Raw genomic sequence first — 25,049 nt, forward strand, 5'->3', positions numbered from 1 at the left:
CCGCGACGGGGGATTGGCAAATCAATGTGATATCCCCCGTCTGCGGGTGGCGAAAGGCTTACTCAGCACCCCTACCATATCGGAAAGGCCGCCGATTCATGAGGGGATCGTTTCAGGCCAAGGGAGAAAGGGGCATCATGGATGCACAAGGAAGACACCACCAGCCAGATCAAGAACGAATAACGGTACCAGATCAGAGGCATTCGCTTGAACGACGCGACTTCCTCAAAGCGGCGGCAGGGTTCGGAGCTTTAGCTGCCGGCGCTGGAATTCTCGGGGGTTGCAGCCCATCGGAACAAACACCGTCTTCCGATGGGGGCAAAACAGCAGCGTCGAACGCACCTGAAAGCGTTTCGTTCTCGGCGCAGCATCCTTGGCTTGGGGAAAAACCCGAGATCGATTCTGCCGACATTGCAGAAACGGTCGATACCGAGATCGTCATCGTAGGCGGCGGCAACTCGGGGCTTCCCTGTGCTCTTGCAGCCGTCGACGGCGGTGCGAAAGTGGTTGTACTTGAGACACAGCCGCAGGATTCGATGTCGTGGTATGGAATGGCCGACATCGCAACGCTCAACTCTGACTTCATGACAAGCATGGGAGTACCGCACATCGATCCGGTGGAGTTCCTCGTCGACATTCAGAAGAGAACTCAAAACCGTTCTGACCCCCGCATCATCAAAAAGTACATCGACCACAGCGGCAGCATGCTCGACTGGCTCGTAAGCGAACTCGACCCCGAATTCGTAGCGTCGGCACAAGTACCGAACTTCCCCGGAGGCAACGCTACGTACTTTGAAAACGGAGGCGATATCCACGGTTTCAAAACCTGGGTTGCCTGCTTGCGCCTCATCAACGCATCGGCCCCGAACGGCTGGCCGGTGCTCGTGCAGAAAGCCGTCGATCGTGGCGTTGACTGGCGTTGGGAGCACACCGGCGTCGTTGTAGTCCAGGATGACTCCGGCAAAGCGACCGGCGTCATCGCGAAGGATGCAGACGGAGCGTACAAGCAGTTCAACGCAAGTAAAGCAGTTGTGCTCGCCGGCGGAGACTACGGCGGCAATCCCGAAATGTACGTATCGCTGCAAAACGAAATGCGCGAGGAGTGGCAGGCGCGCGGACTCGACCCGACCGGCATCACGAGCGCATTCGGCCGCGATGGAAGCGGCATTAAGATGGGTATGTGGGCAGGCGGCGTAATCGAGCCTGGCCCCCATTGCAAAATCTGGCCCGACATCGTCTTCAACAGCCAGACGTATGCCCCCAATGAGCTCAAATGGGGCGCAAGCTACGATCTAGGCCCGAACCCCGAGCATGCCGACATGGATCCTATCGGAACAGCTTGGTTCTGCGTAAGGGCCTCTGACGGACGCCGTTTTACCGACGAGGGCATGATGGGCATCGTAGGCATGACGAACCGCGTCGAGCACCTGCCTGAAGAAAAGTACATCCATATCTGGGACGATAAGTGGCCCGAATTCTTGCCGCGCATGTCTGCCGAGCACTTCATGCCGTACTCAACGCCTGATCAGATCGAACGCTGGCGCAAGCGCCTCGACGGCTGGATCGCAGCCGGTGCGGCAGGCGAACCGCGAACCGACGACGGCGAAGTAACGTGTTGGGCGGCAAACAGCCTTGAGGAACTGCTCGACTACATGGGAGTCAAAGGCGATATCAAAGCAAAAATTCTCGATGAGATCGAGCGATTCAACGGCTTTTGCGCCAACGGAGTCGATGAGGATTTCGGCAAGGACCCGCAGCTACTCATGTCGATCGATCAGCCTCCGTACTACGGCATGTACAACGTGAGCGAGAAGCCGATGGTCGGCACGTGCGCCTTGAATGGCCTCAACATCGATGTGCAGCAACACGTCCTTTCGACAAAAGGCGAACCGATTCCCAGCCTGTACGCTACCGGGAACAATTCAGGCGGGCGTTTTTCCATCCAGTACTCCGAGCCTTCGCCGGGCGTAAGCATCGGCATGGCGCTCACGCTGGGACGCGAACTCGGCAAGGAGCTTGCGGAGCTGTAGCAGACGGAAGGGCGCGCGCTAGTGCACCTTGCGCGGCGGGTCGCCTCGGCGGCCCGCCTTCGTTTGCCGCACACCCAGACTTTGTTTGCTGGCAATTTACGCGGGGTGCCCTATAATGTGATACAAGGATGCTTCATAGGGGATGATGATGCATGTTCAGGGGGTAATGCACCGTGAAACAGCCTGTTCGCGGCTCCGCAAACAGGGGCGGAGCACCGCCTTTGCACACATCGCAGAAATCGTCTGCGTCGAACGTAACGGACCAAATCGCGACGTTCCCATGGAGCCGTAAATCAACCTGCCAGCTCTTCGGATTTATGTCGTTTCAAATATGGGTTTGGATGGTGTTCTGGTCTCCGACATTCAGCGGGTCCACGATTTTCGACGAGGCAGATTCGTCTTCGACGCTTTTTTTCCTCTCGCTCGTTGCCAATGCCGCAACCCTTGCTTTTTTCTTCGCGTTTTGCCGGTATGTCAATCCGCTTTATCGCTTCACCTGGCTCCCGATAGCCTCATGTGCTTTCATGAGTGTCGGATGCCTGCTTTTGTCGGCCGATCAACCCGGATTCGGCACGCTTGCGGGGTCTGTTACCACTGGCATTGGAAGTGCTACGATGATGGTGCTGTGGGGCGAAAACCTCAGTCGGGTAAAGACACGGCAGGTGCTTTTGTGCTGCGTTCTTTCCTCGATTATCGGGGGGCTTATCAGCATTGTTGTCACATGGCTTCCCCGCATGGGGGGCCGAGGAATAGCCATAGCGCTGCCGATCGTATCTGCCGCATTCTTCGTTGCCGTAAAAAGATGCCTTGAACAGTCGGAAAAGCCCGTTATCGACGTTCGGCCCCCTATCAAACTACCCGTTCGCATCGTCGTCACCTCGGTTTTTTTCGGCTGCTGTTTCGGGCTTATGAGGGGTCTGTTCTCTTCTGAGTATTTTGTGAGCCACCATCCCGATACGGTCATGAACATGCTTGCATTCGTTGCAGCCGGCCTTATCGTGCTGGTGACCGCTGTGATATTTAAACTTGATTTTCGAAGGCTTACCTATCAGATTGCGCTTCCCTTGATGGCCCTCGGATTCATTTTCCTCACCGTAAGCGGTATGCAAGGCTGGGCTATGCCTGTGCACAATCTCGGTTTCCAACATTTTTACATTATTCTTTGGACACTCTGGGCATATCTCGGCATCAGAAAAGACATACCGGCTAGCTGGATGTTCGCCTGCGGTATGCTGTTTCTCCAGATCGGCCAAATAGTCGGATCGCAACTCGGCCATCTGTTCACCAGCCAATGGCCAAGCCACGAAGCGTTGAGCACTCTTTCGCTGCTCACGTTATTCAGCATTCTCATCATGGCTTTGTTTTTTCTTGGCAGCAAAGATTTCCAGATGGGATTCAGCCTCATCAAGCCTGGGATCAAACAGCAGAATCCGTGCGAGTACGGACAAGCTGACCTGCTTTTATGCTGTACGGCAATCGGGCGGACAAACGGGCTGTCAGATCGAGAGATCGAGGTGCTCAGCTTGCTTGCACAACGATACAACCGTCCTCAAATTTGCGAATTGCTCGTCATCAGCGACGAGACCGTAAAGACGCACATAAAGCACATCTACCAAAAACTTTCGATCCATACACGCGAAGACCTCGTCGATCGAGTGAATCGCGAACTAGAACTTGTGAAAAGCGACGACTTTCTTGATTCGATATAGAAGCCCTTGCTGCGCTCCCCTTACTTCTCCGCGTCGAAAAACGCCTTGAGTTCGGCTTTGCGTTCGGGGGAAAGCTCCTTTTTCGGAATGCCCTCAACAGCGCCTTCGAGCGCATAGAGCATATGCAGGCATACACCCGGATCGATGGTTTTCACCTGCAACCACGCCTGCTCGGCACCTGCCTCGACCAACGCTTCGGCCGTTGCGATACCCACTTCGGTGAGCTGCTTCTCGGCGTTCGGTCCGATGTTGGGAAGATCGGTCAGCTTCATAGCTACCGTGCCCTTTCTATCGCCTGCTTGAGATTCTCAAGGTCCGTTTCGTCGGGATGGCTGCTCGCCCGATCGAAGTTCTCGATGAGAAACCGCGCTCTCGTTTCCTGATCGGGATCGTCGAGCATCCTCTCATAGCGCTCCCGTACGCCCGAGGGCATCGAGCCTTGGCACATGAACTCGCCGACAATGCGTGCGCTGTTCGGCACGTGCTCCCGCACGCGCGCAAGGATGCCGTCGAAGTAATCTTGGCTTTCACCGAACCCTGCGGTTCCGAATAGGAACACTTCTTTGCCCGCAAGCCTCTGGAGGAATTCCGCAACCGCATCGGGACAGGTGCCGCGGTTGGTCCAAAAGCCCACATAGGCCCGCTTCGCCTCCACGATATCGTGCGGCCCGATCATCATGGTGGAACCGAAGTTTACGAGGTCTCCCGGCGGCAGCGCGTCGCGAACAGCTTGGGCGAGCATTTGGGTATTGCCCGTGGCGCTTGCATAGGTGATGAGGTATTTCATGGTTTGCTCCTAACATCGCTATGATAGCAGCGTCGTGAAACAAGGGGAACGCACGCAACCCAATCGTTAACCGAGCATCAAAAGGCGGCGTCGAACGGCGTGCTCACCTCGATCGGGGATTGTCCGCGCGAAAGCTCGGCGAGCTTTTCGATCAAAGGGGCTTGCGTGCCGTCGAGCATGCGAAACGCGAGTGACACTTCGTCGGAGAATTCGCTGCGCTCCACGTTCGCACCACTTGCATCGGCAATGCGTATAGCCTGATCATAAAGCGCATAGGGAATAGTCGTCTCGATATCGACGCAGCGCGATATGGTTTTGACGGTTGCTGCGGCGACGGCAGCCTGGGCGGCAGCCGTGTACGCTCGAACGAGGCCGCCTGTCCCGAGCAGCACCCCGCCGAAGTAGCGCGTGGTCACCAGCACCACATCGACGAGCCCCGCATGCATGAGGGCCTCAAGCGTCGGCAAACCGGCCGTCTTCTGTGGTTCGCCGTCGTCGGAATAGCGCACGCGCCCGCCCTCGCGCAGCACGTAGGCGTACACGTTGTGACGCGCCATGCGATGGGCGGCCCTCACCTCTTCGAGAAAAGCCAGCGCTTCTTGCTCGGTCTTAACAGGAGCAATCTGACCGATGAAGCGGCTTTTCTTTTCGATAAGCTCCGCCTCAGCGCGGCTCTCGATGGTTTTGTACGATTGATCGGCCATTCGCGTTCCTGCTTCGAGACGCTACGAAAGCGCCTGCTCCCATTCGGCCTCGCGAAAGCCTACGAGCACGAGTCCCTCGCCCACCACAAGCGGGCGCTTGACGAGCATGCCGCTCGTAGCCAAAAGCTCAAAGGCCTCTTCATCGGTCATGCCCTGATCGAGCTTTGCCTTGATATTCTGTTCGCGGTACAGCATACCGCTCGTATTGAAGAACCTCCTGATGGGAAGCCCGCTTATAGCGTGCCACTCCTTGAGCTCGCCAGCTGTGGGATTTTCGAGCGAAATGTCGCGTTCGGTATACGAGATGCCATGGGCATCGAGCCAGGCTCGCGCCTTCTTGCACGTCGAGCATTTCGGATAGCAGATAAAGGCGATATTGGCCATTTCGATCCTTTCTTCGATACGGGGCTCAGGGGCCGATCGGGAGAGACCGCTTACGTACAGCTCGCTCGATCGCCCGGTCGAGGCCGCTTACGCACGGCTCGTCTCGATCGCCCGATTCTATTCCGCGTAAAACCGGGGCGAACCCCGCCTTGCTTTTGGTTTTCATGATAGCAAAGTATCGGCCCTTTGCCTTTTCAACAAGTAGGTCACACGAAACGCCGCATCCGGTGCCGGTGTTTATACTGATACCAAGTATCCAGGAAGGACAACGATGATCTTCTATTTCACCGGCACGGGCAACTCGCTTGCCACGGCGCAGATTCTCGGCGACGAAACGAATGACGCAATCGTCGATATCGGCGCGTCGTACAAATATAAGCAGTTCGATTTTACGATGATCCAGGGGCAGAACCTTGGGTTCGTGTTTCCCGTCTACGCCTGGACCACGCCTCCCATCATCGATGCGTTCCTCAAGCGCGCTCGGTTTACCGGACGCGATGGAAAGCCGTTCATGCCGGGATATTGCTACGTCGTCTTGACGTGTGGGGCATTCGTGGGCAATACCGCGCGGTTCTTCGCCGACGAACTCAGACGAACCCAAGCCATCAACCTCGACGCGTCGTTCAGCGTGAAATCGGTAGGAAACTGCACGTACCTGTACGCTCCCGCCGAGGGCAAAAAACGCGAGAAGCTTCTGGAAGATGCGCTTGCGAAATCGTACCGCATCGCCGAACAGGTGAAAGAGCGAGCTGTCGTGCACGAGGAGCAACGCAATCCGATCGGCATGCTGTTATCGAAGTTCACCGAAAGCGACGAGAAGCCTCGTTCGACGGCTGAATTCTATACGCTCGATACCTGCATCGGCTGCGGCCGGTGCGCCGAAAATTGCCCGACGAATACGATCACCATCATCGACGAGCGCCCCCGTTGGGCCGAAATGGGTTGTACCCAATGCCTTGCCTGCCTCCATCGCTGTCCCTTCAAAGCCATCCAGTACGGCAAGAAAACCGAGGCGCGCGGACGCTACGTCAACCCCGTACTTGCCGGTAGATAGGCGCGGTGGCACAGCGCGTTCCGCATGGCGATGAGCGCGCGTACCTTACGAATGCGGGGGTATGCGGCGGCGCGGCGTGTGCGTTGTGGCACAATAAAGCACCGCAGATTCACGACGAGGAAGGCAAAAGCATGAGGGCTCTCATTCAACGGGTGTCGCGCGCGCAGGTCGATATCGACGGCGAAACGGTCGGGGCCATCGGAAAGGGGCTTGTGATCCTGCTCGGCGTGGGCCAAGAAGATACCGAAGCGCAGGCCGATAAGCTCTGGACCAAAATTTCAAAACTCCGCATATTCGAGGACAGCGAAGGGAAAACGAACCTTTCGCTTGCCGATGTGCGCGGAGACGTGCTCGTCGTCTCGCAGTTCACGCTGTTCGCCTCTTGTAAAAAGGGCAACCGCCCCTCGTTTACCGATGCGGGAAAGCCCGATGAGGCCAACCGACTCTACGAGTACTTCGTGGGCCTCGCACGCACAGAAGTGCCGCACGTTGCAACCGGCATATTCGCCGCGATGATGGATGTTGCGCTCGTGAACGAGGGGCCGTTCACGGTGTGGCTTGATACCGACGAGCTGTAAGGTTTAAAAGTCGATTTCCTCGTAGCTCAATCCATGGTCTCTTTCGAGCATATCAAAAAACTCATCTGGTGAGCATACGGCGGTTTTCGCCTGCGCGAACCCCAACCGGTCTCGAGTCACAAGATAGTCCGCTTTGACTTTCTCGGCGGCAATTGAAACAAGGCAGTCTTCGAAATCGGGCCAAGATCGCTTCGAAGCTGTCCGAATATCGTCGCCATCGATGGAGCACACCTTAACAGCGAGAAGGTTTTCGAGGAATAATTCCTGAATCGTTTCGCTCGTAAAATTTTTCCGCATGATATAGAAGATGTCGGTAAACGATTTAGCCGAAACCCACACTTCGATTTCCCCGACAAACCCAAGCGCTTTTATGAGAGACGCGGTTCGGCGGAAAGGCTCCCGTTCGGCAAGCATGTCGAGCACGACGTTCGTATCGAGCATAAGCCGCATATCTGCCCCTTACGCCTCAGCGAGGAAATCGGGGTATCGATCCCGCATTGCCTCTTCTCGAAGATCTTTATACGTTTTGCCTTCCCAAGAAGCAGGGGCTTTTACTGCCGAACGATCGAGAAAAGCTTTCAGACTACTTTTTTCATCGTCCGTTAGATTGAGAATCTTTTTCCCAGCGGGAACGTGCGTATCCGGAAGTCGTTTTGAATGCAGCACGTAACGATACGCCGTATTTATGAGTTCCGTGGGAGTTGATCCGATATCCTTGAGAATGCCGTTTACCTGCTCCTTTACTTCCACGGGAACCCGTGCCGTCACGGTTGCATCCATGCCTACCTCCGTCTCGAAATAACGAGCTTCATCTTATTGGTATTGTAATACAGTATTACAAGTTTTGCAATACCTGTAGTCGAACCGCTGCGCGCCCGTCTATCCCCTTCGCCTCCCGAGCCGACGATCCAGCTATGGGCGGATACGCATACCCGCAGAAGGCGCACACGGTTGCGCCCACCTCGTTTTCCTTCCAACAGCTGGGACAGGTCTGCATCGTGAACTTGGGCCGGCACTTTCCGCACCCACGGCAGGGGTAGCACATGTTCGCTCCTCGCATCGATACGGGCAGGCGCCGAAACGCCTGCCCGATTTCCAGTTTCTTCATGCGCGGCAAGCACGCACGGTCGCCCGTATGCAGGGCGCACGCGCGGGCGCATCAGACTCGCACTATTTCGCAGCCGCCATCTTCTTGCGGTAGATGCTGCGCCACGCAAACGATATGCCAAGGGCCACAACCGACACGCCGCCCATCACCATCGCCGCCATCATGAACGACGAGGCATCGAGCACCATGCCGACCACGGTGGGAATGATCAGCGTGCCCATGTTCTGCCCGAGCACGATCACGGCGTTCGCCGATCCAACCGTGTCTTTCGACCGCGCCGTCATGGGCGCAACCGCAAAGAACGCCGTAGGTGCAGCACCGAGCACACAGCCTATGAAGAACGCAATCACGTACGTCGCCTCAAGGGGAAGATCGATGCTGAACCATACGAACAAGCCGATGGCCGCAAGCACAATGTTCACGATGAGCACGAGCCCCTTGTCCTTCGCCTTCGCGAACACGAAGCCCATGATGACCGCCCCCACCAAAAGGCCGATCGATGCGATGAAAGAGCAGAGGTTCGCCGCGCCGTAGTCGTAGCCGAGCTCGACGTTCAGATAGGTGATCGTGAAGCTGTTGAACGCATCGGTCGCGCCGCCTACGAGGAAGAACATGAGCGCAGCAAGGATGGGCAGCGGAGCGAGGTATCCCCATAAGACTCCGTGCTTTTCGCCTGCTTCCGCTGTCGATCCATCGTCCAAGAAGAGGTCTTGGCGCTGATCGTCGGGCGGCATGCAAACGCAGATGGCAACCATGAGCAGAGCGAGGACGGCGCCGATAAGCGCGAACACCCACATGCCCGACCAGTCTGACACCGCAAGGATCGGGTTTGCGGCACCCGTGCAGATGAGCATGCCCACGCCCACATTCGCGCCCCACACGCCGTAGGCGAGCCCGCGTTTAGCAGGCGCGTACCACGCCGATATGATCACCGGCCCGCCCGTCATCACGGCACCGTACCCGAAGCCCTCCATAACGCGCGACACCAAAAGACCCGCATCGGACGTCCAGAACAGGCTCAGCACGTTTCCGATCACCGATACCACAAGCGCGATGCTCACGATCTTGCGAGCGCCGAATCGGTCGATGAGCGTACCGCCTACAAGGCCCATCACGATAGCCGCAATGGAGAACGAGGTCATGAGAAGGCCCTGCATCGTATAGGAAAGGCCCAAGACTTCGATCATCGAGGGTTGCGACGGCGGCACTTTACCGTATTCGAAGCTGATGAGAATGCTGGCGACGATGATCGCCCACACGGGAATCCACGCGTGCTTTTTCATGGCGGCTACCCCTCGCTTACTTCGGTCGGGCAGAACAGGGACTGCTTGGGCTTCTCGGCAAGCTTCTGCGCGAGCTCGTCGATCGGGCCGTATGACAGGCACTTCGCCTGGCAATGATGGACGCACGTCGGGGGCTTGCCCTTGCCCGTGCGCGTAGCACACAGGTCGCACTGGTCGGTGGGTACGGGCAGGTAGGTGTACTGCCACGTTTTCGGGGCGTATTCCCACGGCCCTACTTCAGTCAGCTTAATCCCCCATTGATCGACGGGAAAGCCGTGTTCCATCTGGCACGCGACTTCGCAGGTATGGCAGCCGGTGCACCACTGGTAATCGATGAGCAAACCGTACGCTTTCATGGTCTATTCCCCTTCCTCTACGCGGTAGATCTTGCAGAGCAGCGTTTTGTAGTTGGCACCGAAGCCGGATTTACCGCACTTGTATTCGATCAGGTTGCCGATATCGAGGTCGAACATGCCGTACAGGCCGTCTTCGAGTTCGCCGGGCGCTTCAGGCAGCCACCAGGCATGGTCGGTGCTGCATACCCGCTCGTCCATGACCGGCGTTTCGACGACGCGGCGCTTGCACCGTCCGCGCTGGTTCTCGACCCACACCCAATCGCCTGACTTCACGCCGTGTTTCGCCGCCGTCTTGGGATTGATCTGGATGATCGCATCGGGATGGAGTGCGCGCAGATGCGGGATCTGGCGATGCTCGGAATGGAACATGCTCCAGATGCGGGCACCCGTGGTGAGCACGAGCGGATACTCGTCGAGCAGTTCGGGCGTCGCGCCGGGACCCGGCGAGGGCTCTTCGAAGTACGGCAGCGGGTCGAGGTCGGCGTGGTTGTAGTAGTGCGACCACAGCTCGATGCGGCCCGTCGGCGTCTGGAATCCAGGCTGGCCGTCTTCGCGCAGCGTGCCCTTTTCGTGCATGTGGTATTCGAACGGCGGAAACCCGGGAGCGACCTTCTGCATCTCTTCGAAATCGTAGCCGGTTTCGGCGAGAATGCTCGTGTACATATCCTCGACGCTCTCCCAGGGCCACGCCTCGGGCGAGATGCGCCTTCCGATCTCAAGGTCGATCTCCATGTCGGATTTGCACTCGCCGAGCGGCTCGATCACCTGGTTGATGGTCTCGCCGCGCTGCATGCCGTCGCCGATGCGCAGGCCGTTGCGTTCGGGAAACGTCGTCGCGGGCAGGAAGATATCAGCGAGCGCCATCGCGGTCGGCGTCATGAACAGATCGACGCACACGATGAACTCGTAGGCGTTGTGAGCCGCGAGCGTGCGCTCGGGATCGGGGCTCGTGCATGCGAGGATGTTGGTGGTCTGCAGCCACGCCGCCCGCAGTTTGTAAGGCTTGCCTGTCTCGAGGGTCTCGATGAGCACGTCGGTGGCGCACTCCTGAAAGCCTAGGTTCAGAAGCGGGTACTCGGGCAGGCCGATGCGCTTGTTGTACTGTTCTTCGGTCAGGAACTCGGCGCCCCAGCCAGCAGCGTAGTACAGGATGGAGGGCGGGTTCACCATCGCGCCTGGCTTGTCGATGTTGCCGGTGATCTCGAAGACGGCCAGAAGCGCCTGCGCGGTCGGGATGGTTTCCTTGGTCTGGTCGATCGCGACGCCCCATTGGAGAATCGCGTTGTTCGCCTCGGCGATGAAACGGGCTGCTGCTACGATGTCCTCTTCGGGCACCCACGTGATGGCGGCCACCTCGGCAAGCGGGAATTCGGCCGCACGGGCTGCCAACTCGTCAAAGCCGTAGCACCACAGATCGACGAACTCGTGATCGTACAGATCGTTCTCTATGATGTAATTGATCATGCCGAGCGCAAGCGCCGCATCGGTACCAGGCCTGATCTGCAAGAATATCTCCGATTTGGCAGCAAGCCACGTGAGGCGCGGGTCGATCGTCACGAGTTTGCTTCCCCGTTTCATGCAATCCACGACCCAGTGACCGTACAGGCCGTCGGAGTTCGAGACGAGCGGGTTGTTGCCCCACACGACGATGCATTCAGGAAGCACCCAGTTGGGATTGTCGTAGCGATCGGGGAACTGCTGCGAGTAGTCGCCGAGCCAAAACGCACCCGTGTTTGCGAAGCATCCCGCAACACGCGGCGAATAGCATGACTGGCCGCTCATGGCGAACACGAAGTTCGGACTACCAAATCCCCAGCTCAAACGCGTGATGTACTGCCCAATATCGCGACCGGTGCCGGAATAGAACGCGATGCACTCAGGCCCGTACTGTTCTTTGAGATCCAGAAACGTGGTGGCGATGGTGTCGAGCGCCTCATCCCACGAGATGCGTTCCCAAGCATCCTTACCGCGGTCTTCCCGAGCGCGCTTCATCGGGTAGAGGACGCGATCCTCGTGATAGACGACCTCAGGCAGCGCGAGGCACCGGCAGCAGAGCCTTCCCTCGTTGAAGGGATTCTCTGGATCGCCCTCCACCTTAACGAGCCTTCCTTCGTCATCGGTATACATGAGCAGGCCGCACCCGAGATGGCACCCCGGTCCCGACCATGCGCTTCCGCGCGTCACATGCAGGCCGTCTTCGTCGTATTTGAACGGCTTCTGATGATCGACGAGGGCGTATTCCCTTTTGTCTTCCATGTCTCCTCCTCTGAACTCCTTGCTTGCATCATGTCTGGCGTGCGCTTCGGATACTGCCGCAAGGCTGCGCTGTTTGAAATCGGCCAACGTTCGTATTTCGAACGGAATCCGGTGATGATCGTATACGGAGCGCGCGGTATGACCTCTGGTATGAATACGCTTGATCAGCGGTTTTGTTCGATCTCTCCCGAAAGCTCGCGCTTGCGGAACTGCGCCCTGAACACGAACGCCGCCACGAGCGCGATGTAGGAAAGCCCGCCCATCACAAGCGCTGCCGCCGAGTAGCCCACGGTGTCGAGCACCGAGCCAACGAGCGTAGGTACGGCAAGCGTCCCCAGGTTCTGACCGAGCACCACAAGCGCAACAGCTGCACCCACCGTCGTCGAGGAACGTGCGACAAACGGCGGTATGGCGAAGAAGATCGCCGGGGCGGCACCGAGCGCGCATCCGGCGAAAAACGCGACTGCGTACATGACGGGCAGGGAGGCGTCGAGGTTGAACCAGGCGAACTGCACGATGATGCAGAGGATGATGTTCACGATGAGCACCATACCCTTATCGCGCACGCGCGCGAACACGACACCGACGATGATGGACCCGACGAGCATACCGAACGAGGCGATCATCGACGCCATGTTGGCATCCTCGTAGCTGTGCCCGAGATCGAGGTTCAAATACGTGATGGTGAAGCTGTTGAATGCATCGGTAGCGCCGCCGACCAGAAAGAACATGAACGCCGTAAGCATGGCGAGCGGTGCCATGTAGCCCCACAGCACACCGTGCTTCCTGCCTTCACGTTCGGCCTCCATTTCCGCTCGATCACGCCTTTCGGCATCGACGGGCATGCGCACGCAGATGATAACGAGCAGGGCGGCGGCAACCGTTGACACGAGCGAGAACACCCACATGCCCGTCCAATCGGCCGACGACAAGATAGGATTCGCGGCACCGAGCGAGATCAGCATGCCGATGCCCACGTTCGCTCCCCATACTCCCGAAACAAGGCCGCGCTTCGCGGGCTCGTACCACGCGGCGATGATCACCGGTCCCGCAGTCATCGTCACACCGTAACCTGCGCCCTCGAGCACACGCGATGCGAGCAAACCGGCATCGCTTGCCATGAACATGCCGATGACCGTTCCCGCAACGGATACGGTAAGCGCCGCGCTCACCACCTTGCGCGCCCCAAACCGATCGATGAGTGCTCCCCCGAACAGCGCCATAACGAGTGCCGACGCCGAAAACGCCGTCATTAAGAGCCCCTGCATGGTGTACGAGAGGCCAAGCGTTTCGATCATCGACGGCTGTGACGGTGGAACTTTCCCATACTGGGTGGCGATCAGGATGCTGGCGATGATGATCGCCCATACGGGTATCCAAGCTTTGCGACGCATACTGCTCCCCTTTCCGCAACACTTCCTTGCGTGCAAGTATGGGACGCGAAACGCATGCGGCGCATCGAACCGCCGTCGCCATTTTCCCCTTAAACCGCGGTATGACACCGAGTATGAGAAACCGTTTTCACAGCTCAGCTTCCACCATGTCGATGAGTTCCTGTTGAGAATGGATGTCGAGCTTCTTGTAGATGTGGTACACGTGGGTCTTCACCGTATGGACTGAAACGTAGAGCTCATCCGAGATATGCTGGTAGTTGCGACCGCGCGCGAGCATGACGAATACACGTTCTTCCTGTTTGGTGAGCGTATGGCTTTTCGCAACGCTTTCGCAGCGCTCCTTCCACGAGTCGCGAAACTCCGTCGACTTCGCAACGCCGCCGCCCTCGCCGCCCTCCGTTCGGTCCATGACGAGGTTGAGGATGAGGAGGATGACGAGCACGATCGAAATGATGCCGAACCCCGTTTCGTAGCCCTGATCGCCCAAAAGCGAAAGCAGCAGATACCCCGACGCCCATCCCGCGAAAATGCCCGCGAAGTTGATAGCCGACGCTGCGCTGAGATAGCCGAAGAGCTTGAGCCCCCGATCGCGAACCTCATCGGCCAAATCGCCCCACCCGATGGCATCGAAGCACGTGAACCCGAACACGGCAACCGACAAGAACACCACTTTCATAACCGGCGTCAGATACGGAAACGGCAGCAGTGCCACCGCGATGAGTGGCAGCAACATCCTGCGAACGCGCTCGGCTGCCAAGTTCGCACGGAAGACGAACGCGCTCACGGCAGCGAATACCGAAGAGACGAAAATGGAAAGCGCAATGACTATGATCAGGCCGTTCGCTGATGCAAGGTAGAGCACGACACTCGACACGATACCGAAGGAAACGGTGTAGATGAGTGTCAACGGAGCGAAGTGCTTGAGCTCGGCTATGCGCGAGCCGAACGATTCCTTCCTTTTATCGACCACGGCACGGCTGCCTTTGTCCGCGGGCTTCTCGACGGCCATGTAGCGATCAGCCGCAAAGGTGCAGATACAGGAAACAACGGGAAGCGCCATCACCAACAACACGCCCGCCGCAGGCTCTAAAAGAAGCGATGTCGCGTACAGCATCGCCGCCAAGAGAAAACTGAGCGCAATGCAACGGGACAGCTTGGCGCGCCTGAGCCACACGAAAAACGCGCCGGTGCGCAGGAACACGAGCGACGATACGAACGTCGAAACGAACCAGGGGACGACCGCTTGCGCAAACGTGATCTCGATACCGACGCTGCCCAAAAACGCAGGAATGCAGCCGATGGGAGACAGCACCGCGAGGATGACCGTGCCGCTCGTGCCGCGGAAGAACGCTTCCACTTTATCGGGAACGAGTGCGGTCATGAGCATGCAGAGCGCAGACGATCCCGCCGCGACGACAAGCAGAGCGAGATAATCGTGAATCCCCGCGGGGCCGAACGGGTTGATAACCGTCGAAGAGAACATCGAGAATATCCAACCCCAATAAGCGGCAAGCGAAAGTACGCCCGCGATCAGCGTTACGCCGCTTCTGCTGAAAAGCATCTGCTGTTGGTCGGCATCGGTAGCGGTGGACATGGTTTCCCCCTTGCAAGCGAAAGCGAATCGTCTGGAACAGGCGCCCGTCAGAAACGCGCATCCGACCGATCATGTGAGATCGGCAGCGCCCGAACGTACCCCACGGCCGAGCGAAATGCGCGCCCGAGCGCGCTCACGTAGGCACATTAGAAACAAATCGAGCTCGTTTGTCAAGGAAGCACGCAAACCGTCAGACGCTTTCTGAAAAATGTCCCGCAGCGTGTCTTGACGGCTGTGCATATCGTGGGTATAGTGTGCATATCGGGTATATACACTATACTCGTTGATGGCATCGGCGAACGTGGTCGGCGCCATCGGGTCGGAAGCAGGACGCTGCCACCGACCGCCGAGACGGCGGGGACGCCAGTCGTCTCACCGCACACGGTACCCGAGGAGCACTATTGGACATCATCATATCGAATTCGAGCAACAAGCCTATCTACGAGCAGATTACCACGCAGATGAAAGATCTCATCGTAAGCGGTGTCCTCGCAGAAGGCCAACAGCTCCCCTCCATCCGCGCGCTTGCGAGCGATTTGCGCATCAGCGTAATCACCACCAAGCGCGCCTACGCCGATCTCGAAGCCCAAGGCTTCATCGAGACCGTGCAGGGAAAGGGCAGCTTCGTTGCCGGCGGCAACTTCGAGCTTTTGCGCGAAGAGCGGCTCCGGCACATCGAAGAGCTTCTCTCCCAGGCGATCGACGAAGCGCGCAGCGCCGATGTCGATCCTGCCGACTTATACGACATGCTCGCCCTCTTGATAGAAAGCAACGACCATGAATAACCTGCTTGACATACGAAACGTGTCGAAGCACTACGATGGCTTCGATCTTAAGAACGTCAGCCTGAGCGTTCCCGCCGGAAGCGTCGTCGGATTCGTCGGCTCGAACGGCGCGGGAAAGACGACTACGATCAAGGCGATACTCGGCCTCATCGATACCGACGGCGGCTCGATCGACGTGTTCGGCCAACGCATGGGACCGCGCACCCCTTCCGGCCAAACCGTCGCCGTGAAGCAGCGCCTCGGCGTCGTGTTCGATACCTGTTCGTTTCCCGAAGAGATGACCGTCGCAAACGTCGGTAAGCTCATGAGCTACTGCTACAGCGCCTTCAACCCCACCGTATTCGAAGGCTACCTCGACCATTTCGAGCTTCCCCGCACCAAAACCGTCAAGGATCTTTCCCGCGGCATGGGCATGAAGCTCTCGCTCGCCTGCGCCCTTGCGCATGCCCCCGAGCTGCTCATCCTCGATGAGGCAACGGCAGGACTCGATCCACTGGCCCGCGAGGAGACGCTCGATGTGTTGCGCGGTTTCATGAAAAGTGAACGTCACGGCATCCTCATGTCAAGCCACATAACCTCCGATCTCGAAAAGATCGCCGATTACATCGTCTGCATCGACGGGGGACGCGTCGTGTTCTCGATTGAAAAGGACGCGATTACTGACGTCGCCGGTGTGGCGCATTGCCGCGCCTCCGAGTTCGAAACCCTTCAAGCAAGCGGATACTTCGCCCCTGGCGAGATGCGCTTTTTGCACCATACCTACGGGATCTCCGTGCTTGTACCCGACCGGTTCGCGTTCGCCGAGAACTTCAAGAATATCGCACTCGACAAGGCGGACATCGACACCTACATGGGTTTGATGCTGAAAGGAGAAACCCGATGAAAGCAATGATCCTCTCGGACCTTCTCACGGTGAAGAAATACATGAGGCAGCAGGCGCTTTTGTACACCGTCATCGTCATCGCGCTTTCGGTATTCATGGGAAACCTCTATATGATCGTGCCGTTCCTCGGCGTGATGATGCCGTTTTCCCTCGCGTTCACGCTGCTCGCCTACGATGAGCGCAACAACTGGGAGCAGTTTCGCCTCGCACTGCCGCTGTCCCGAAAAAACGTCATCGCCGGCAGGTATGCGAGCCTGGCGATCGTCTTGCTGTTCGGCATCGTGCTCGGCTTGGCGGCGTGCTTGGTGGTGATCGGGATATCGACGCTCGTGCCCGGCATACCGGAGCGCTTCGGGCTTTCGGCGAATTTCAGCGCACAGGAAATCATCCTCAGCACGGTTGCGCCCATCGGCATGATCGCCGTCATGCTGTCTATCACGCTGCCGCTCATCGCACGGTTCGGCATGACGAAGGCCGTGCGTTACGTGCCCGTGTTCTTCCTCGTCATCATACTGTTCGTAGTTGGCTCGGGTCAGATTTTCACCTTCGATTTCACCGCCGTCATGCCGTTTCTCTCTACGGTTGCCTCGATGATGGAAACCATCCCGGGAACGCTCGCGATCGCAGGAGTCGTCATTGCCGTAGGCACCGTCATCTACGCGCTCTCCTGCGTGCTCTCGATGAAGCTGTACGCGAAGCGGGAGTTCTAGGGCGAATCCGATTATGTCCATGCAACGTTCGACAGATTAGAAGAGCGGTTCGCATATTCACTTTTATCCAACAAGCAGGAGCTCCTCCGCGTACACAACAGGGGAAGCTCGATTCATCAGATTGCGAATCGAGCTTCCCCATTTTGGTTTCAATACACCCTCAACGCAACGCGCAGGATGACCTAGTACGAGCGTTCACTTCCGACGGTACCCATCTATCGACTAACCTCGAGTAATACACTTTTAGGCGGAAGGGGGCTTCGGAGCGCCAGGTGCGCCCGGAGCTTTCGGCATGCCTGGCGAACCCGGCGCATTTGGCGCTTCCGGAACAGCCATCTTAGGCGTCCCATCGGGGTTAATGTAAGGAGAGAAATCGCATTTGCAAAACGGACATTCCATCAGCACGACACCACCGAGCAGAGGAATGGTTTTTCCGCATTCGGGGCAGACGTTTGACTCCGCCGCTGAAACGCTTGAAGGTCTGAAGCACACAAGGAAATCCTTTCGTCAGTAACCGTACGGATAAACAGTTCGCGCCAAGCATCGAATCAAGCTCATGCTTTCTTCACCTTGACGAAGAACATGATGAGTCCGCCTATCACGGCGATAACCGCAAGAGGCATAGAGCAAGCTGCGAAGGTCCCAGCTGCGTCGACGATGTATCCGACAACAAGCGGACCAAGAGTCATACCGAGATTCTGGCCGAAGGTGACGATAGCAAGAATGATTGCCGCGTAGGCCGCCGAAGGAATGACGTCAGGCCCGATCGTATAGAGCGAGATGGGGACAAAGGTGCAGATGAATCCCATGAAAATGAGCAGAAACGCAGCGGATTCAACCGTTGGCATGCCAAATGCTACAAAGTAGCACACAGCCAATGCGAACATGGTAACCGCCGTCACGTACTTACGATGCTCGATTTTAACCTTGTTCAAAACCACGCCAATAATAAGGGCGGCGGGAAGGCCAACGAGCGAGTTCCAGCTCACCGCAAAGTTCGCCGTAGCCTGATCGGCACCTACGCCTTCGACAAGATACGTCGGCATGTACGTCGATATTCCGTAGTATCCGATGTTGAATGCAATGAACACGAGGGGAAGGATCCAGATCGCAGGGGTCGAAAGAAGCTTTTTGTAATTTATCTTTTCCTTCAAATCCGACACTTCCGCATCGTCGTCGAAATTGACCTCCTTGTCTTTACTGGGGATCAGAAACAGGGCCGCTAAAACCGCAAGGACGCTGAGAATGTTTACAAACCACCAAATGCCTTGCCAGCCGAAACTGATGTCCAACGGAACGGCGACATTCATCATCATGAACACCGAAATAGTGAATAGCGCAGTAATACACGAGTTCGGAACACCGCGTTTTTCCGCTGGGAAAAACGACGTTACAACTGCAAAGGAGACGACGTTACACAGGCCGAGGGCAACACCCTCGAGTGCGCGACTGACCAGCATAAGCTCAAAACCAGTGGCGAACGTGCCGATCAGAGAGCCCACGAGCTGAAAACCGGCGGCTATAACCGTCGTCCATTTCACGCCGAGCTTCATGATAATGCCGCCAGCCGGCAATGCCAAAATCAAGCCGAAGAGACTCATAACGGACATGAGCCAGGCGGATTCCGATAAAGTAAGGCCTAAAGCTTGGTTGAGTTCGAGCATTATGGGCGGAATTTTGTACTGGGCGGCGCTATTAACGAAATAAATCGCAGCTCCGCCTATCAGCGCAAGCCATGCAACCCGCGGATTATACCCATGAGTGATATTCTTCGATGTTTCCACGTACTCCCCTTTCAACGTTGAAATCTGCTTATTTGCTGGCCGTGTTTGACCGCTATCCCAAATCGTTTCTCGTCGCCCGCATCAGGTCGTCTGCCGAGCTATGCTTCATCTTGAGATCGTTACGAAGCACGATCCCCTCTGGTATCTCGGTAACCTCGACACCTTCCTCGAAGAGACGCGGCAAATCCCCTCGATTCGCATTGAGCTCGATGATCTTTCCGACATCGAACGGCACAAGCTCCTTGCGCTCGGCCATCGCCTTGAAAACCATGGCGGGCTTAAGCTCGCTTGTATCGGGCATCCCCTCAAGTGCTCGACCGTCACCGTATTTCGCGACGAGGTCGACCAGGGGGCCGAAATCGAGCGCGCGCATTGGACAGGCGAGCGCGCATTGCGGCTGATCTCCTTTAATGAGCTTATCTATGCACATTGTGCACTTGCTCATCGTTTCGCCTTCCCTATCTGAAGCGAACTTCGGTGCTCCGTAAGGGCATGCTTTGGCACACTCACGGCAACCGACGCACTTCTCGCCGTCAACGAGAACGGCACCGAACTGCTCTTCTTTGAGAATTGCCCCTTCAGGACACGCGGAGATGCAGGCGGGATGCTCGCAATGCCCGCAGGAAAATGCTAAGGTGTGCAATCTCGTGAGAGGAAACGCTCCCGTCTCCCATTCGTAGACCGTCATCCACTTCTCGGGGCCGGGAGCTATGTTGTTCCAGTCTTTGCACGCCGTCGCACATGCCTGGCAACCGTAGCACCTGCTCTGATCGAAGAAAAATCCATACTGGGTCATATCGCTACCTCCCAACTTTCTCGACCTCGATAAGGCCTGCGGTCAGAAGCGCTCCAACGATGTGAGGAGCGTGTTCGTCGCCGATAAGGAAGTTGGGCGTTCCCCTCATATCGAGGCCGTAGGGCATGGTTTCCGTTTTCTCTTCGCACTTAGGCGCATACCACGCACCATGGAACACGGCGGCCGTACCCGGCATCATGCGCGAAGTCACGTATACGGGCATGCGAACCTCCCCGAATTCGTTGTACGCACGGGCGCTGTCGCCGTCTTTCAGGCCTCGCCTCTTCGCATCAACGGAACTTAGCCAAATCGCATGGCGGTAGCACTCGTCGCGTAACTGGGGATTTGCATCGAGGCACGCATGTTGGCGGTACGCGGAGACGGGCGTCACGAGCGAGAGCGGATAGCGCTCGGCTTTCGGATTGTAGAAGCTGTCGTTTGCCGGTTTACCTTCCATATAGGTCGGATCGTACACAGGAATCGGCTCAAGGCCTCCCCTGTACCAAGACTGCGTCTTCATGTCCAGCAATTCGACGGTCTTTGAAGAAAATTCAATTTTGCCGCTCAGGGTGGCAAACGGGCTCTTCGGCTCGCTCGCTTCCATGTAGTTCTTGTAGGGGTAAAAGGGTTCGTCGATCGGAATACGTACGACGGGCATCTTCAAGAACTCGTCCCAGGGTTTTGGTTCGATACCGAGCGCCTTCAGCTCGCCAGTCGGATCGGCCGCCCAAGTGTCATACGCCTCATGGTAAAGCTCGTGCACCGCATCGTCCCACTCATCGAGAGAAACATGCGCAAGGCGGGGGTTGAACTTCTCCGCAACACCGAGCCGTTTCGCGATTTCGGTATGTACCCAGTGTATCGGGCGAACGTCGCCTGGACGATCGCATACCTTATCGGCGTACAGAAAGTAATTTCGCATGCCGTTAGGGCCATACATGAACCGCTCCGAACCAAGCTGGTAGTTGTCACGCGACTCGAACATCATGTTAACGCCCGGAAAGACGATATCCATGAAGTCCAACGACGCCTGACCGTAATGCCACTGAAATCCCCAGTTGAACTCGCACATTTCAAGGGATTTCATCCGCTTGTTGGTTTCATGGTGACTTATAGGATATTGATTTTCGACGATCATCATCTTGATATTTGGAAGAGGCGACCCTGGAGGAGAGCCAATGAGACTGCGATAGGTATCCTCGTCGATTATCCCCTTGTCAAAATTCGGACGCTGGATGATGGCTTCGGCGATTTTTTGAATGTTGTAACAGACGGGGGGATTGTATTCAGGTGCCGCTTGCCGCCAATCGACGGCGGGAAACGGCATTCTCGGAGGTGTAATCAGGCTGCATCCGGTTTCGCAGCCCCCCGGGATGGAGAGATTGCCCGTCATGGCCTGAAGAAGCATTGCCGCATTCGCAGCGTACTCGCCAAGATGTCGTTTTGCGGGAGCATAGTAAAAGTGGAGGTGCACAGGCTTGCTGTTCGCATACAGCTCCGCGAAACCCCGTATGGTTTCGGAGGGGAGAGCCGTGATAGGCTCCGCCCATTCCGGCGTTTTCGGGATACCGTCGGACTGCCCCATAACATAGCGGCGCCACGTTTCGAATCCTTCAGGCTCGACCAATGTCTCGACGTATTCGTGGTCGTAAAGGTCCTGGCTGTAAAGCACGTAAGCTATAGCAAGGAGCATGGCGATATCGGTACCTGGACGGATGGGAAGCCATTGGTCGGCGAGCGTTTCGGCGCTGTTGGTGTACCGAGGGTCGATAACGATGACCTTCGCCCCGCGCTCCGCAGCAAGCTTCATGTAGTAGGAAACGGATCCATACCATCCAACGAGCGGATCCAAACCCCACAATACAATGAGGTTAGAATTGAACAGGTCTGGAGCCTCGAATCCCACGCACACGTCGGTATTGCCGTGAAACGCTCCCACCATATCGAAGCCAAGATGCATTTTCTCGCCGCACGTAGTTCCCGAACAGGAGCTATCCCCCCAAGCAGCCATACCCATGCCGAACCACGGAGCAAGCTTGAAACCGCAGTCCTCGAATACATCGTCAACGCTATGGGCTATACAATACGGGCCGTATTTCTCCTTGAACTCTTTCAATTTGTCGGCAACGGTGTCGAGGGCCTCTTCCCATGGTATCTCCACGAAGTGACCGTTCCCCGGCCCTTTTCCACCAACGCGCTTCAGCGGATGCAGAATTCTCGTTTCAGCTTCAAGCTCCCCCTTCCAAGCATGGCCCATAGCGCACGGCCTCATCTGCACCATACCTTGTCGAAGCGCTTCTTCGCTCACATCCTCGCGAGCCAAGCCAGCGTTAATGCTGTCGTCCGCAGAAAGCGAGACGAGCTTCCCGTCTTTCGTTTCGCATCGGACAATACAGCTTGCGTCCCAACATCCGTTCTGTGCACAGCAGGTGTATTTGATTGCAGTGTTGTCGTGCAGTGCAGAAAGATCGTCGATTACGCGTTCTTTTGACATTATTCCCCCTTATCTACTCCGAGTTTTCCATTACAGTGCGGAGCATATATTCCCATCTAGAAGAGTTGTTTATAGCAATTCTGGAATAATGGTGACCTTGCGGTTTACATTGCAGAAACGGGGCATAACCTGCAATGTTGTAGCTTATTACCTTAAGGAGCACTATAATGATGCGAGCGGATGCGGACGACCATGCTCGCATGCATTTGTCTTAGGGGGTAAAGCCAATGCAGACGCGCTCTTCATCTCGGTATGATTCTATTTGCATCGACGGGTACACAGCAGGCCTCCTCTCATCCTCGGAGATGGATTTGGTGAGATTCGACGCACTAGTCTCGAAAAACCACTGTGCACGCGAAATCAGACAGCAGCTTTTACGAGTCGAAGCCCTCTCTTCTGCGAGCATCGACGGAAGACGCGTACGATACCTTGACCTTCTTAAGCTAGAGGCAGCAATACTCAATGCACCGTTCACCGACGATGATTGCACTCGGCTCTACCGCCTCGCAAGCAAGCTGGAGCTTGAAGACGTTTCTGGAGCCGTCGTGTCGTATCGGTATATGCGAACCGTTGATTGGATAGCCTGCACCATCACAAAGGACGCCGTCATCAGCTCAAGCATATTCGAAACGATACGAAACCTGTATAACGAAAACGAGATCGAAGCGATTGCCAACCCCGAACCGACCGGCCATCCCCGCCGACAGGCGCTGCGCACCAAAGAAGAACTCATAGGAACGAGACGGCAAACACCCAGAAAAGAATTCCTCATCAACGACTACATCGATCTTTTGAATTCGAACGTGCTCACTCCTTCGGCCCAAGCAGAAATATCGCACGCTCAACTACAGCTAATTAAACCTTACGAGGGCAATCTTGACGCCTACGAGCGAGTGTTCTCGCACTTGGTTTTCTACCGAAGAGGCGTTCTCACCGACAGCGTCGTCCCGCTCGCTATCGGGCCCGCAAGAAACGTTACCCGCCACGTCCAATCGCTCGTCTCAAATATGGAAGGCCTCGTGAATAATAAAGATTCCGAACCGAACCTACAAGCCGATTTCCGCCACAGCTCTTATTGCGCTGAGGCTGCCGCAAAAACCGCATACCTCTGTCAAAGCATCCTTACAACCTATTGGCAGCAATGGCAAAAAAGCCTCAGCAAGACGCGGAGCGACTCAGCAACGCTGAGTCTCGCCAAACTGTTTCTCGGATGGCCCTGCCTCACGATCGCAATTGCATCGGAAAAAATCGGACGCGGGTTCTCTGCGACGAACAACGCCATGAAAGAACTTTCCGATATGGGGATCATCCGCGAGATCTCGCACCTCTCGAAACATCGCTTGTTCTGCGCAGTCGACCTCGTGGAAACGCTTGAAATGCTGATGGAAAAGGCAATTTCTTCTGAAGTGCTCAATCGCGATGCAATCCTGAGTGCAGTATTGCATCCGTAAGCAATAGAGCAGGGTGGACATTCGACGCATCTTGTACATCAGGATCTGGAAAGACTCAGAGCGTGTTTGCGATATAGGGTCTAAGTGAAAAGCAATGATTGCGCCGTTCTAGCGCAATAACGACACTCTCGCTTGATGCGGGATACTCTCAGCTCAAAAGCGCATCTAAACGAACGGATGTTTCACGTGAAACATCCGTTCGATTTTTATAGGATCACGCGTGGCACTCGTGGCGTTTCACAAGATCGGCAAGCGACACACCGTCGACGTACTCCTCGATCGTACGGTCGAGGCCTTCCCAAAACGAGATGGTGTTGCATTCGTCCCTGCGAGGACAGACGCCGAAATCGTCTTCGAGGCATGCCACGGGGGCACAGCTGCCCTCGGCGGCACGCAGGATATCGCCTGCCGTTATCTCAAGAGCGGGACGGGTGAGCACGTACCCGCCGCGCGCACCGCGCATACTCTTGAGCAAGCCAACCCGCACAAGGCTTCCTGCAAGCTGCTCGAGATACTTGATGGAGATGGATTGCCGTTCGGCTACCTCGCGCAGAGGCACGCGGCTCCCCTCGCCCTGCTCGGCGATATCGATCATCAAACGAAGGGCGTAGCGGCCCTTGGTCGAAATCATCATGGCAGACCTCCGTCGTCGTCAATTCGTAGTGCGCCGACGCCTCCCAGTCGCCCGGATATGCCCACCCCGACCGTTTCGGAAAGCGTAATTCGCATGTGCACATTGTACTCATATCGCGTGTCGGCTCCCTTACAAACCACGTATACGGCACGAATTCCCGACACAGAGGTTTATAATACCCTACTATACAACTAGGTTTTATATCCATTCGGTAACACCTCTTGACTTTATCTCCCGATCGAGTATCTTATTCCTAGTATATTACTAGGATTTAT

At 56.6% G+C, this 25,049-nt stretch carries 23 protein-coding genes; 8 read left to right on the forward strand and 15 right to left on the reverse strand.

What is annotated here, in order from left to right; genetic code table 11:
- Positions 1–137 precede the first annotated feature (137 nt).
- Positions 138–2,030 (forward strand): FAD-binding protein, encoded by a 1,893-nt coding sequence (locus tag FJE54_RS00460; protein ID WP_180326475.1) that lies wholly within the window; start codon positions 138–140, stop codon positions 2,028–2,030.
- A 614-nt stretch (positions 2,031–2,644) separates the two neighbouring features.
- Positions 2,645–3,739 carry a response regulator transcription factor gene (locus FJE54_RS00465; protein WP_180326476.1) on the forward strand — a complete coding sequence of 365 codons (1,095 nt, stop codon included), beginning with the start codon at positions 2,645–2,647 and terminating at the stop codon, positions 3,737–3,739.
- A 20-nt stretch (positions 3,740–3,759) separates the two neighbouring features.
- Here the strand turns inward: FJE54_RS00465 and FJE54_RS00470 are convergent, their stop codons facing one another.
- From FJE54_RS00470 to FJE54_RS00485, 4 genes are all read right to left on the reverse strand, one after another.
- Positions 3,760–4,011 (reverse strand): TfoX/Sxy family protein, encoded by a 252-nt coding sequence (locus FJE54_RS00470; RefSeq protein WP_139650586.1) that lies wholly within the window; start codon positions 4,009–4,011, stop codon positions 3,760–3,762.
- A 2-nt stretch (positions 4,012–4,013) separates the two neighbouring features.
- Positions 4,014–4,526 (reverse strand): flavodoxin family protein BilS, encoded by a 513-nt coding sequence (bilS, locus tag FJE54_RS00475; RefSeq protein ID WP_139650587.1) that lies wholly within the window; start codon positions 4,524–4,526, stop codon positions 4,014–4,016.
- Positions 4,527–4,603: 77 nt separating this feature from the next.
- Entirely contained in the window at positions 4,604–5,230 is a 627-nt protein-coding gene (locus FJE54_RS00480; protein ID WP_139650588.1) for an IMPACT family protein, read from the reverse strand.
- Positions 5,231–5,251: 21 nt separating this feature from the next.
- Positions 5,252–5,614 carry an arsenate reductase family protein gene (locus FJE54_RS00485; RefSeq protein ID WP_139650589.1) on the reverse strand — a complete coding sequence of 121 codons (363 nt, stop codon included), beginning with the start codon at positions 5,612–5,614 and terminating at the stop codon, positions 5,252–5,254.
- Between the two features lie 271 nt (positions 5,615–5,885).
- Here FJE54_RS00485 and FJE54_RS00490 point away from each other — a divergent pair, with 271 nt between their 5' ends.
- Both FJE54_RS00490 and dtd read left to right on the forward strand, forming a co-directional pair.
- A complete protein-coding gene (locus FJE54_RS00490; RefSeq protein WP_139650590.1) occupies positions 5,886–6,668 on the forward strand; it encodes an EFR1 family ferrodoxin in 783 nt (260 codons plus the stop codon).
- Positions 6,669–6,799: 131 nt separating this feature from the next.
- Entirely contained in the window at positions 6,800–7,246 is a 447-nt protein-coding gene (gene dtd, locus FJE54_RS00495) for a D-aminoacyl-tRNA deacylase (protein WP_139650591.1), read from the forward strand.
- A gap of 3 nt (positions 7,247–7,249) precedes the next feature.
- On the opposite strand, the gene FJE54_RS00500 is transcribed toward dtd, so the two are convergent.
- From FJE54_RS00500 to FJE54_RS00530, 7 genes are all read right to left on the reverse strand, one after another.
- Positions 7,250–7,687, reverse strand: a complete 438-nt coding sequence (locus FJE54_RS00500; RefSeq protein ID WP_180326477.1) for a PIN domain-containing protein — start codon at positions 7,685–7,687, stop codon at positions 7,250–7,252.
- Positions 7,688–7,705: 18 nt separating this feature from the next.
- Positions 7,706–8,026: a hypothetical protein gene (locus FJE54_RS00505; RefSeq protein ID WP_139650593.1), complete on the reverse strand. Its 321-nt coding sequence runs from the start codon at positions 8,024–8,026 to the stop codon at positions 7,706–7,708.
- Between the two features lie 390 nt (positions 8,027–8,416).
- On the reverse strand, positions 8,417–9,637 hold the full coding sequence (locus tag FJE54_RS00510; RefSeq protein ID WP_139650594.1) for an MFS transporter: 1,221 nt from the start codon (positions 9,635–9,637) through the stop codon (positions 8,417–8,419).
- A gap of 5 nt (positions 9,638–9,642) precedes the next feature.
- Complete coding sequence (locus tag FJE54_RS00515) at positions 9,643–9,993, reverse strand: oxidoreductase (RefSeq protein ID WP_139650595.1); 351 nt, start codon at positions 9,991–9,993, stop codon at positions 9,643–9,645.
- Positions 9,994–9,996: 3 nt separating this feature from the next.
- Positions 9,997–12,249, reverse strand: coding sequence for a molybdopterin-dependent oxidoreductase (locus FJE54_RS00520; RefSeq protein ID WP_139650596.1), 2,253 nt, complete (start codon positions 12,247–12,249; stop codon positions 9,997–9,999).
- A 164-nt stretch (positions 12,250–12,413) separates the two neighbouring features.
- Entirely contained in the window at positions 12,414–13,643 is a 1,230-nt protein-coding gene (locus FJE54_RS00525) for an MFS transporter (protein WP_139650597.1), read from the reverse strand.
- A gap of 127 nt (positions 13,644–13,770) precedes the next feature.
- Entirely contained in the window at positions 13,771–15,237 is a 1,467-nt protein-coding gene (locus FJE54_RS00530) for a helix-turn-helix transcriptional regulator (protein ID WP_139650598.1), read from the reverse strand.
- 401 nt (positions 15,238–15,638) lie between these two features.
- Here FJE54_RS00530 and FJE54_RS00535 point away from each other — a divergent pair, with 401 nt between their 5' ends.
- From FJE54_RS00535 to FJE54_RS00545, 3 genes are read left to right on the forward strand one after another with little or no spacing between them, the layout of a single operon-like run.
- Positions 15,639–16,022, forward strand: coding sequence for a GntR family transcriptional regulator (locus FJE54_RS00535; protein WP_139650599.1), 384 nt, complete (start codon positions 15,639–15,641; stop codon positions 16,020–16,022).
- Positions 16,015–16,905: an ABC transporter ATP-binding protein gene (locus FJE54_RS00540; RefSeq protein ID WP_139650600.1), complete on the forward strand. Its 891-nt coding sequence runs from the start codon at positions 16,015–16,017 to the stop codon at positions 16,903–16,905. Before FJE54_RS00535 ends, FJE54_RS00540 begins: the two co-directional genes overlap by 8 nt.
- On the forward strand, positions 16,902–17,615 hold the full coding sequence (locus tag FJE54_RS00545) for an ABC-2 transporter permease (RefSeq protein WP_139650601.1): 714 nt from the start codon (positions 16,902–16,904) through the stop codon (positions 17,613–17,615). Before FJE54_RS00540 ends, FJE54_RS00545 begins: the two co-directional genes overlap by 4 nt.
- A 554-nt stretch (positions 17,616–18,169) precedes the next feature.
- Here FJE54_RS00545 and FJE54_RS00555 read toward each other — a convergent pair.
- From FJE54_RS00555 to FJE54_RS00565, 3 genes are read right to left on the reverse strand one after another with little or no spacing between them, the layout of a single operon-like run.
- Positions 18,170–19,399 carry an MFS transporter gene (locus FJE54_RS00555; RefSeq protein WP_139650603.1) on the reverse strand — a complete coding sequence of 410 codons (1,230 nt, stop codon included), beginning with the start codon at positions 19,397–19,399 and terminating at the stop codon, positions 18,170–18,172.
- A gap of 52 nt (positions 19,400–19,451) precedes the next feature.
- A complete protein-coding gene (locus tag FJE54_RS00560) occupies positions 19,452–20,195 on the reverse strand; it encodes a 4Fe-4S dicluster domain-containing protein (RefSeq protein WP_139650604.1) in 744 nt (247 codons plus the stop codon).
- Between the two features lie 4 nt (positions 20,196–20,199).
- Positions 20,200–22,689 (reverse strand): molybdopterin-containing oxidoreductase family protein, encoded by a 2,490-nt coding sequence (locus FJE54_RS00565; protein ID WP_139650605.1) that lies wholly within the window; start codon positions 22,687–22,689, stop codon positions 20,200–20,202.
- A 227-nt stretch (positions 22,690–22,916) separates the two neighbouring features.
- Between FJE54_RS00565 and FJE54_RS00570 the strand changes: the two genes are divergently transcribed.
- Entirely contained in the window at positions 22,917–24,140 is a 1,224-nt protein-coding gene (locus FJE54_RS00570) for a hypothetical protein (RefSeq protein WP_139650606.1), read from the forward strand.
- A 214-nt stretch (positions 24,141–24,354) separates the two neighbouring features.
- On the opposite strand, the gene FJE54_RS00575 is transcribed toward FJE54_RS00570, so the two are convergent.
- Complete coding sequence (locus FJE54_RS00575; protein ID WP_139650607.1) at positions 24,355–24,774, reverse strand: RrF2 family transcriptional regulator; 420 nt, start codon at positions 24,772–24,774, stop codon at positions 24,355–24,357.
- Positions 24,775–25,049: the final 275 nt, after the last annotated feature.

The sequence above is a fragment of the Raoultibacter phocaeensis genome (assembly GCF_901411515.1).
GTDB classification, from domain to species: Bacteria; Actinomycetota; Coriobacteriia; order Coriobacteriales; family Eggerthellaceae; genus Raoultibacter; species Raoultibacter phocaeensis.

Excerpts from the sequence above, each read along its gene's own strand:
- FJE54_RS00460 (WP_180326475.1), top strand. The coding sequence starts at position 138 with ATGGATGCACAAGGAAGACACCACCAGCCAGATCAAGAACGAATAACG.
- FJE54_RS00465 (WP_180326476.1), top strand. The coding sequence starts at position 2,645 with ATGATGGTGCTGTGGGGCGAAAACCTCAGTCGGGTAAAGACACGGCAG.
- FJE54_RS00470 (WP_139650586.1), bottom strand. The coding sequence starts at position 4,011 with ATGAAGCTGACCGATCTTCCCAACATCGGACCGAACGCCGAGAAGCAG.
- bilS (WP_139650587.1), bottom strand. The coding sequence starts at position 4,526 with ATGAAATACCTCATCACCTATGCAAGCGCCACGGGCAATACCCAAATG.
- FJE54_RS00480 (WP_139650588.1), bottom strand. The coding sequence starts at position 5,230 with ATGGCCGATCAATCGTACAAAACCATCGAGAGCCGCGCTGAGGCGGAG.
- FJE54_RS00485 (WP_139650589.1), bottom strand. The coding sequence starts at position 5,614 with ATGGCCAATATCGCCTTTATCTGCTATCCGAAATGCTCGACGTGCAAG.
- FJE54_RS00490 (WP_139650590.1), top strand. The coding sequence starts at position 5,886 with ATGATCTTCTATTTCACCGGCACGGGCAACTCGCTTGCCACGGCGCAG.
- dtd (WP_139650591.1), top strand. The coding sequence starts at position 6,800 with ATGAGGGCTCTCATTCAACGGGTGTCGCGCGCGCAGGTCGATATCGAC.
- FJE54_RS00500 (WP_180326477.1), bottom strand. The coding sequence starts at position 7,687 with ATGCTCGATACGAACGTCGTGCTCGACATGCTTGCCGAACGGGAGCCT.
- FJE54_RS00505 (WP_139650593.1), bottom strand. The coding sequence starts at position 8,026 with ATGGATGCAACCGTGACGGCACGGGTTCCCGTGGAAGTAAAGGAGCAG.
- FJE54_RS00510 (WP_139650594.1), bottom strand. The coding sequence starts at position 9,637 with ATGAAAAAGCACGCGTGGATTCCCGTGTGGGCGATCATCGTCGCCAGC.
- FJE54_RS00515 (WP_139650595.1), bottom strand. The coding sequence starts at position 9,993 with ATGAAAGCGTACGGTTTGCTCATCGATTACCAGTGGTGCACCGGCTGC.
- FJE54_RS00520 (WP_139650596.1), bottom strand. The coding sequence starts at position 12,249 with ATGGAAGACAAAAGGGAATACGCCCTCGTCGATCATCAGAAGCCGTTC.
- FJE54_RS00525 (WP_139650597.1), bottom strand. The coding sequence starts at position 13,643 with ATGCGTCGCAAAGCTTGGATACCCGTATGGGCGATCATCATCGCCAGC.
- FJE54_RS00530 (WP_139650598.1), bottom strand. The coding sequence starts at position 15,237 with ATGTCCACCGCTACCGATGCCGACCAACAGCAGATGCTTTTCAGCAGA.
- FJE54_RS00540 (WP_139650600.1), top strand. The coding sequence starts at position 16,015 with ATGAATAACCTGCTTGACATACGAAACGTGTCGAAGCACTACGATGGC.
- FJE54_RS00545 (WP_139650601.1), top strand. The coding sequence starts at position 16,902 with ATGAAAGCAATGATCCTCTCGGACCTTCTCACGGTGAAGAAATACATG.
- FJE54_RS00560 (WP_139650604.1), bottom strand. The coding sequence starts at position 20,195 with ATGACCCAGTATGGATTTTTCTTCGATCAGAGCAGGTGCTACGGTTGC.
- FJE54_RS00565 (WP_139650605.1), bottom strand. The coding sequence starts at position 22,689 with ATGTCAAAAGAACGCGTAATCGACGATCTTTCTGCACTGCACGACAAC.
- FJE54_RS00570 (WP_139650606.1), top strand. The coding sequence starts at position 22,917 with ATGCAGACGCGCTCTTCATCTCGGTATGATTCTATTTGCATCGACGGG.
- FJE54_RS00575 (WP_139650607.1), bottom strand. The coding sequence starts at position 24,774 with ATGATGATTTCGACCAAGGGCCGCTACGCCCTTCGTTTGATGATCGAT.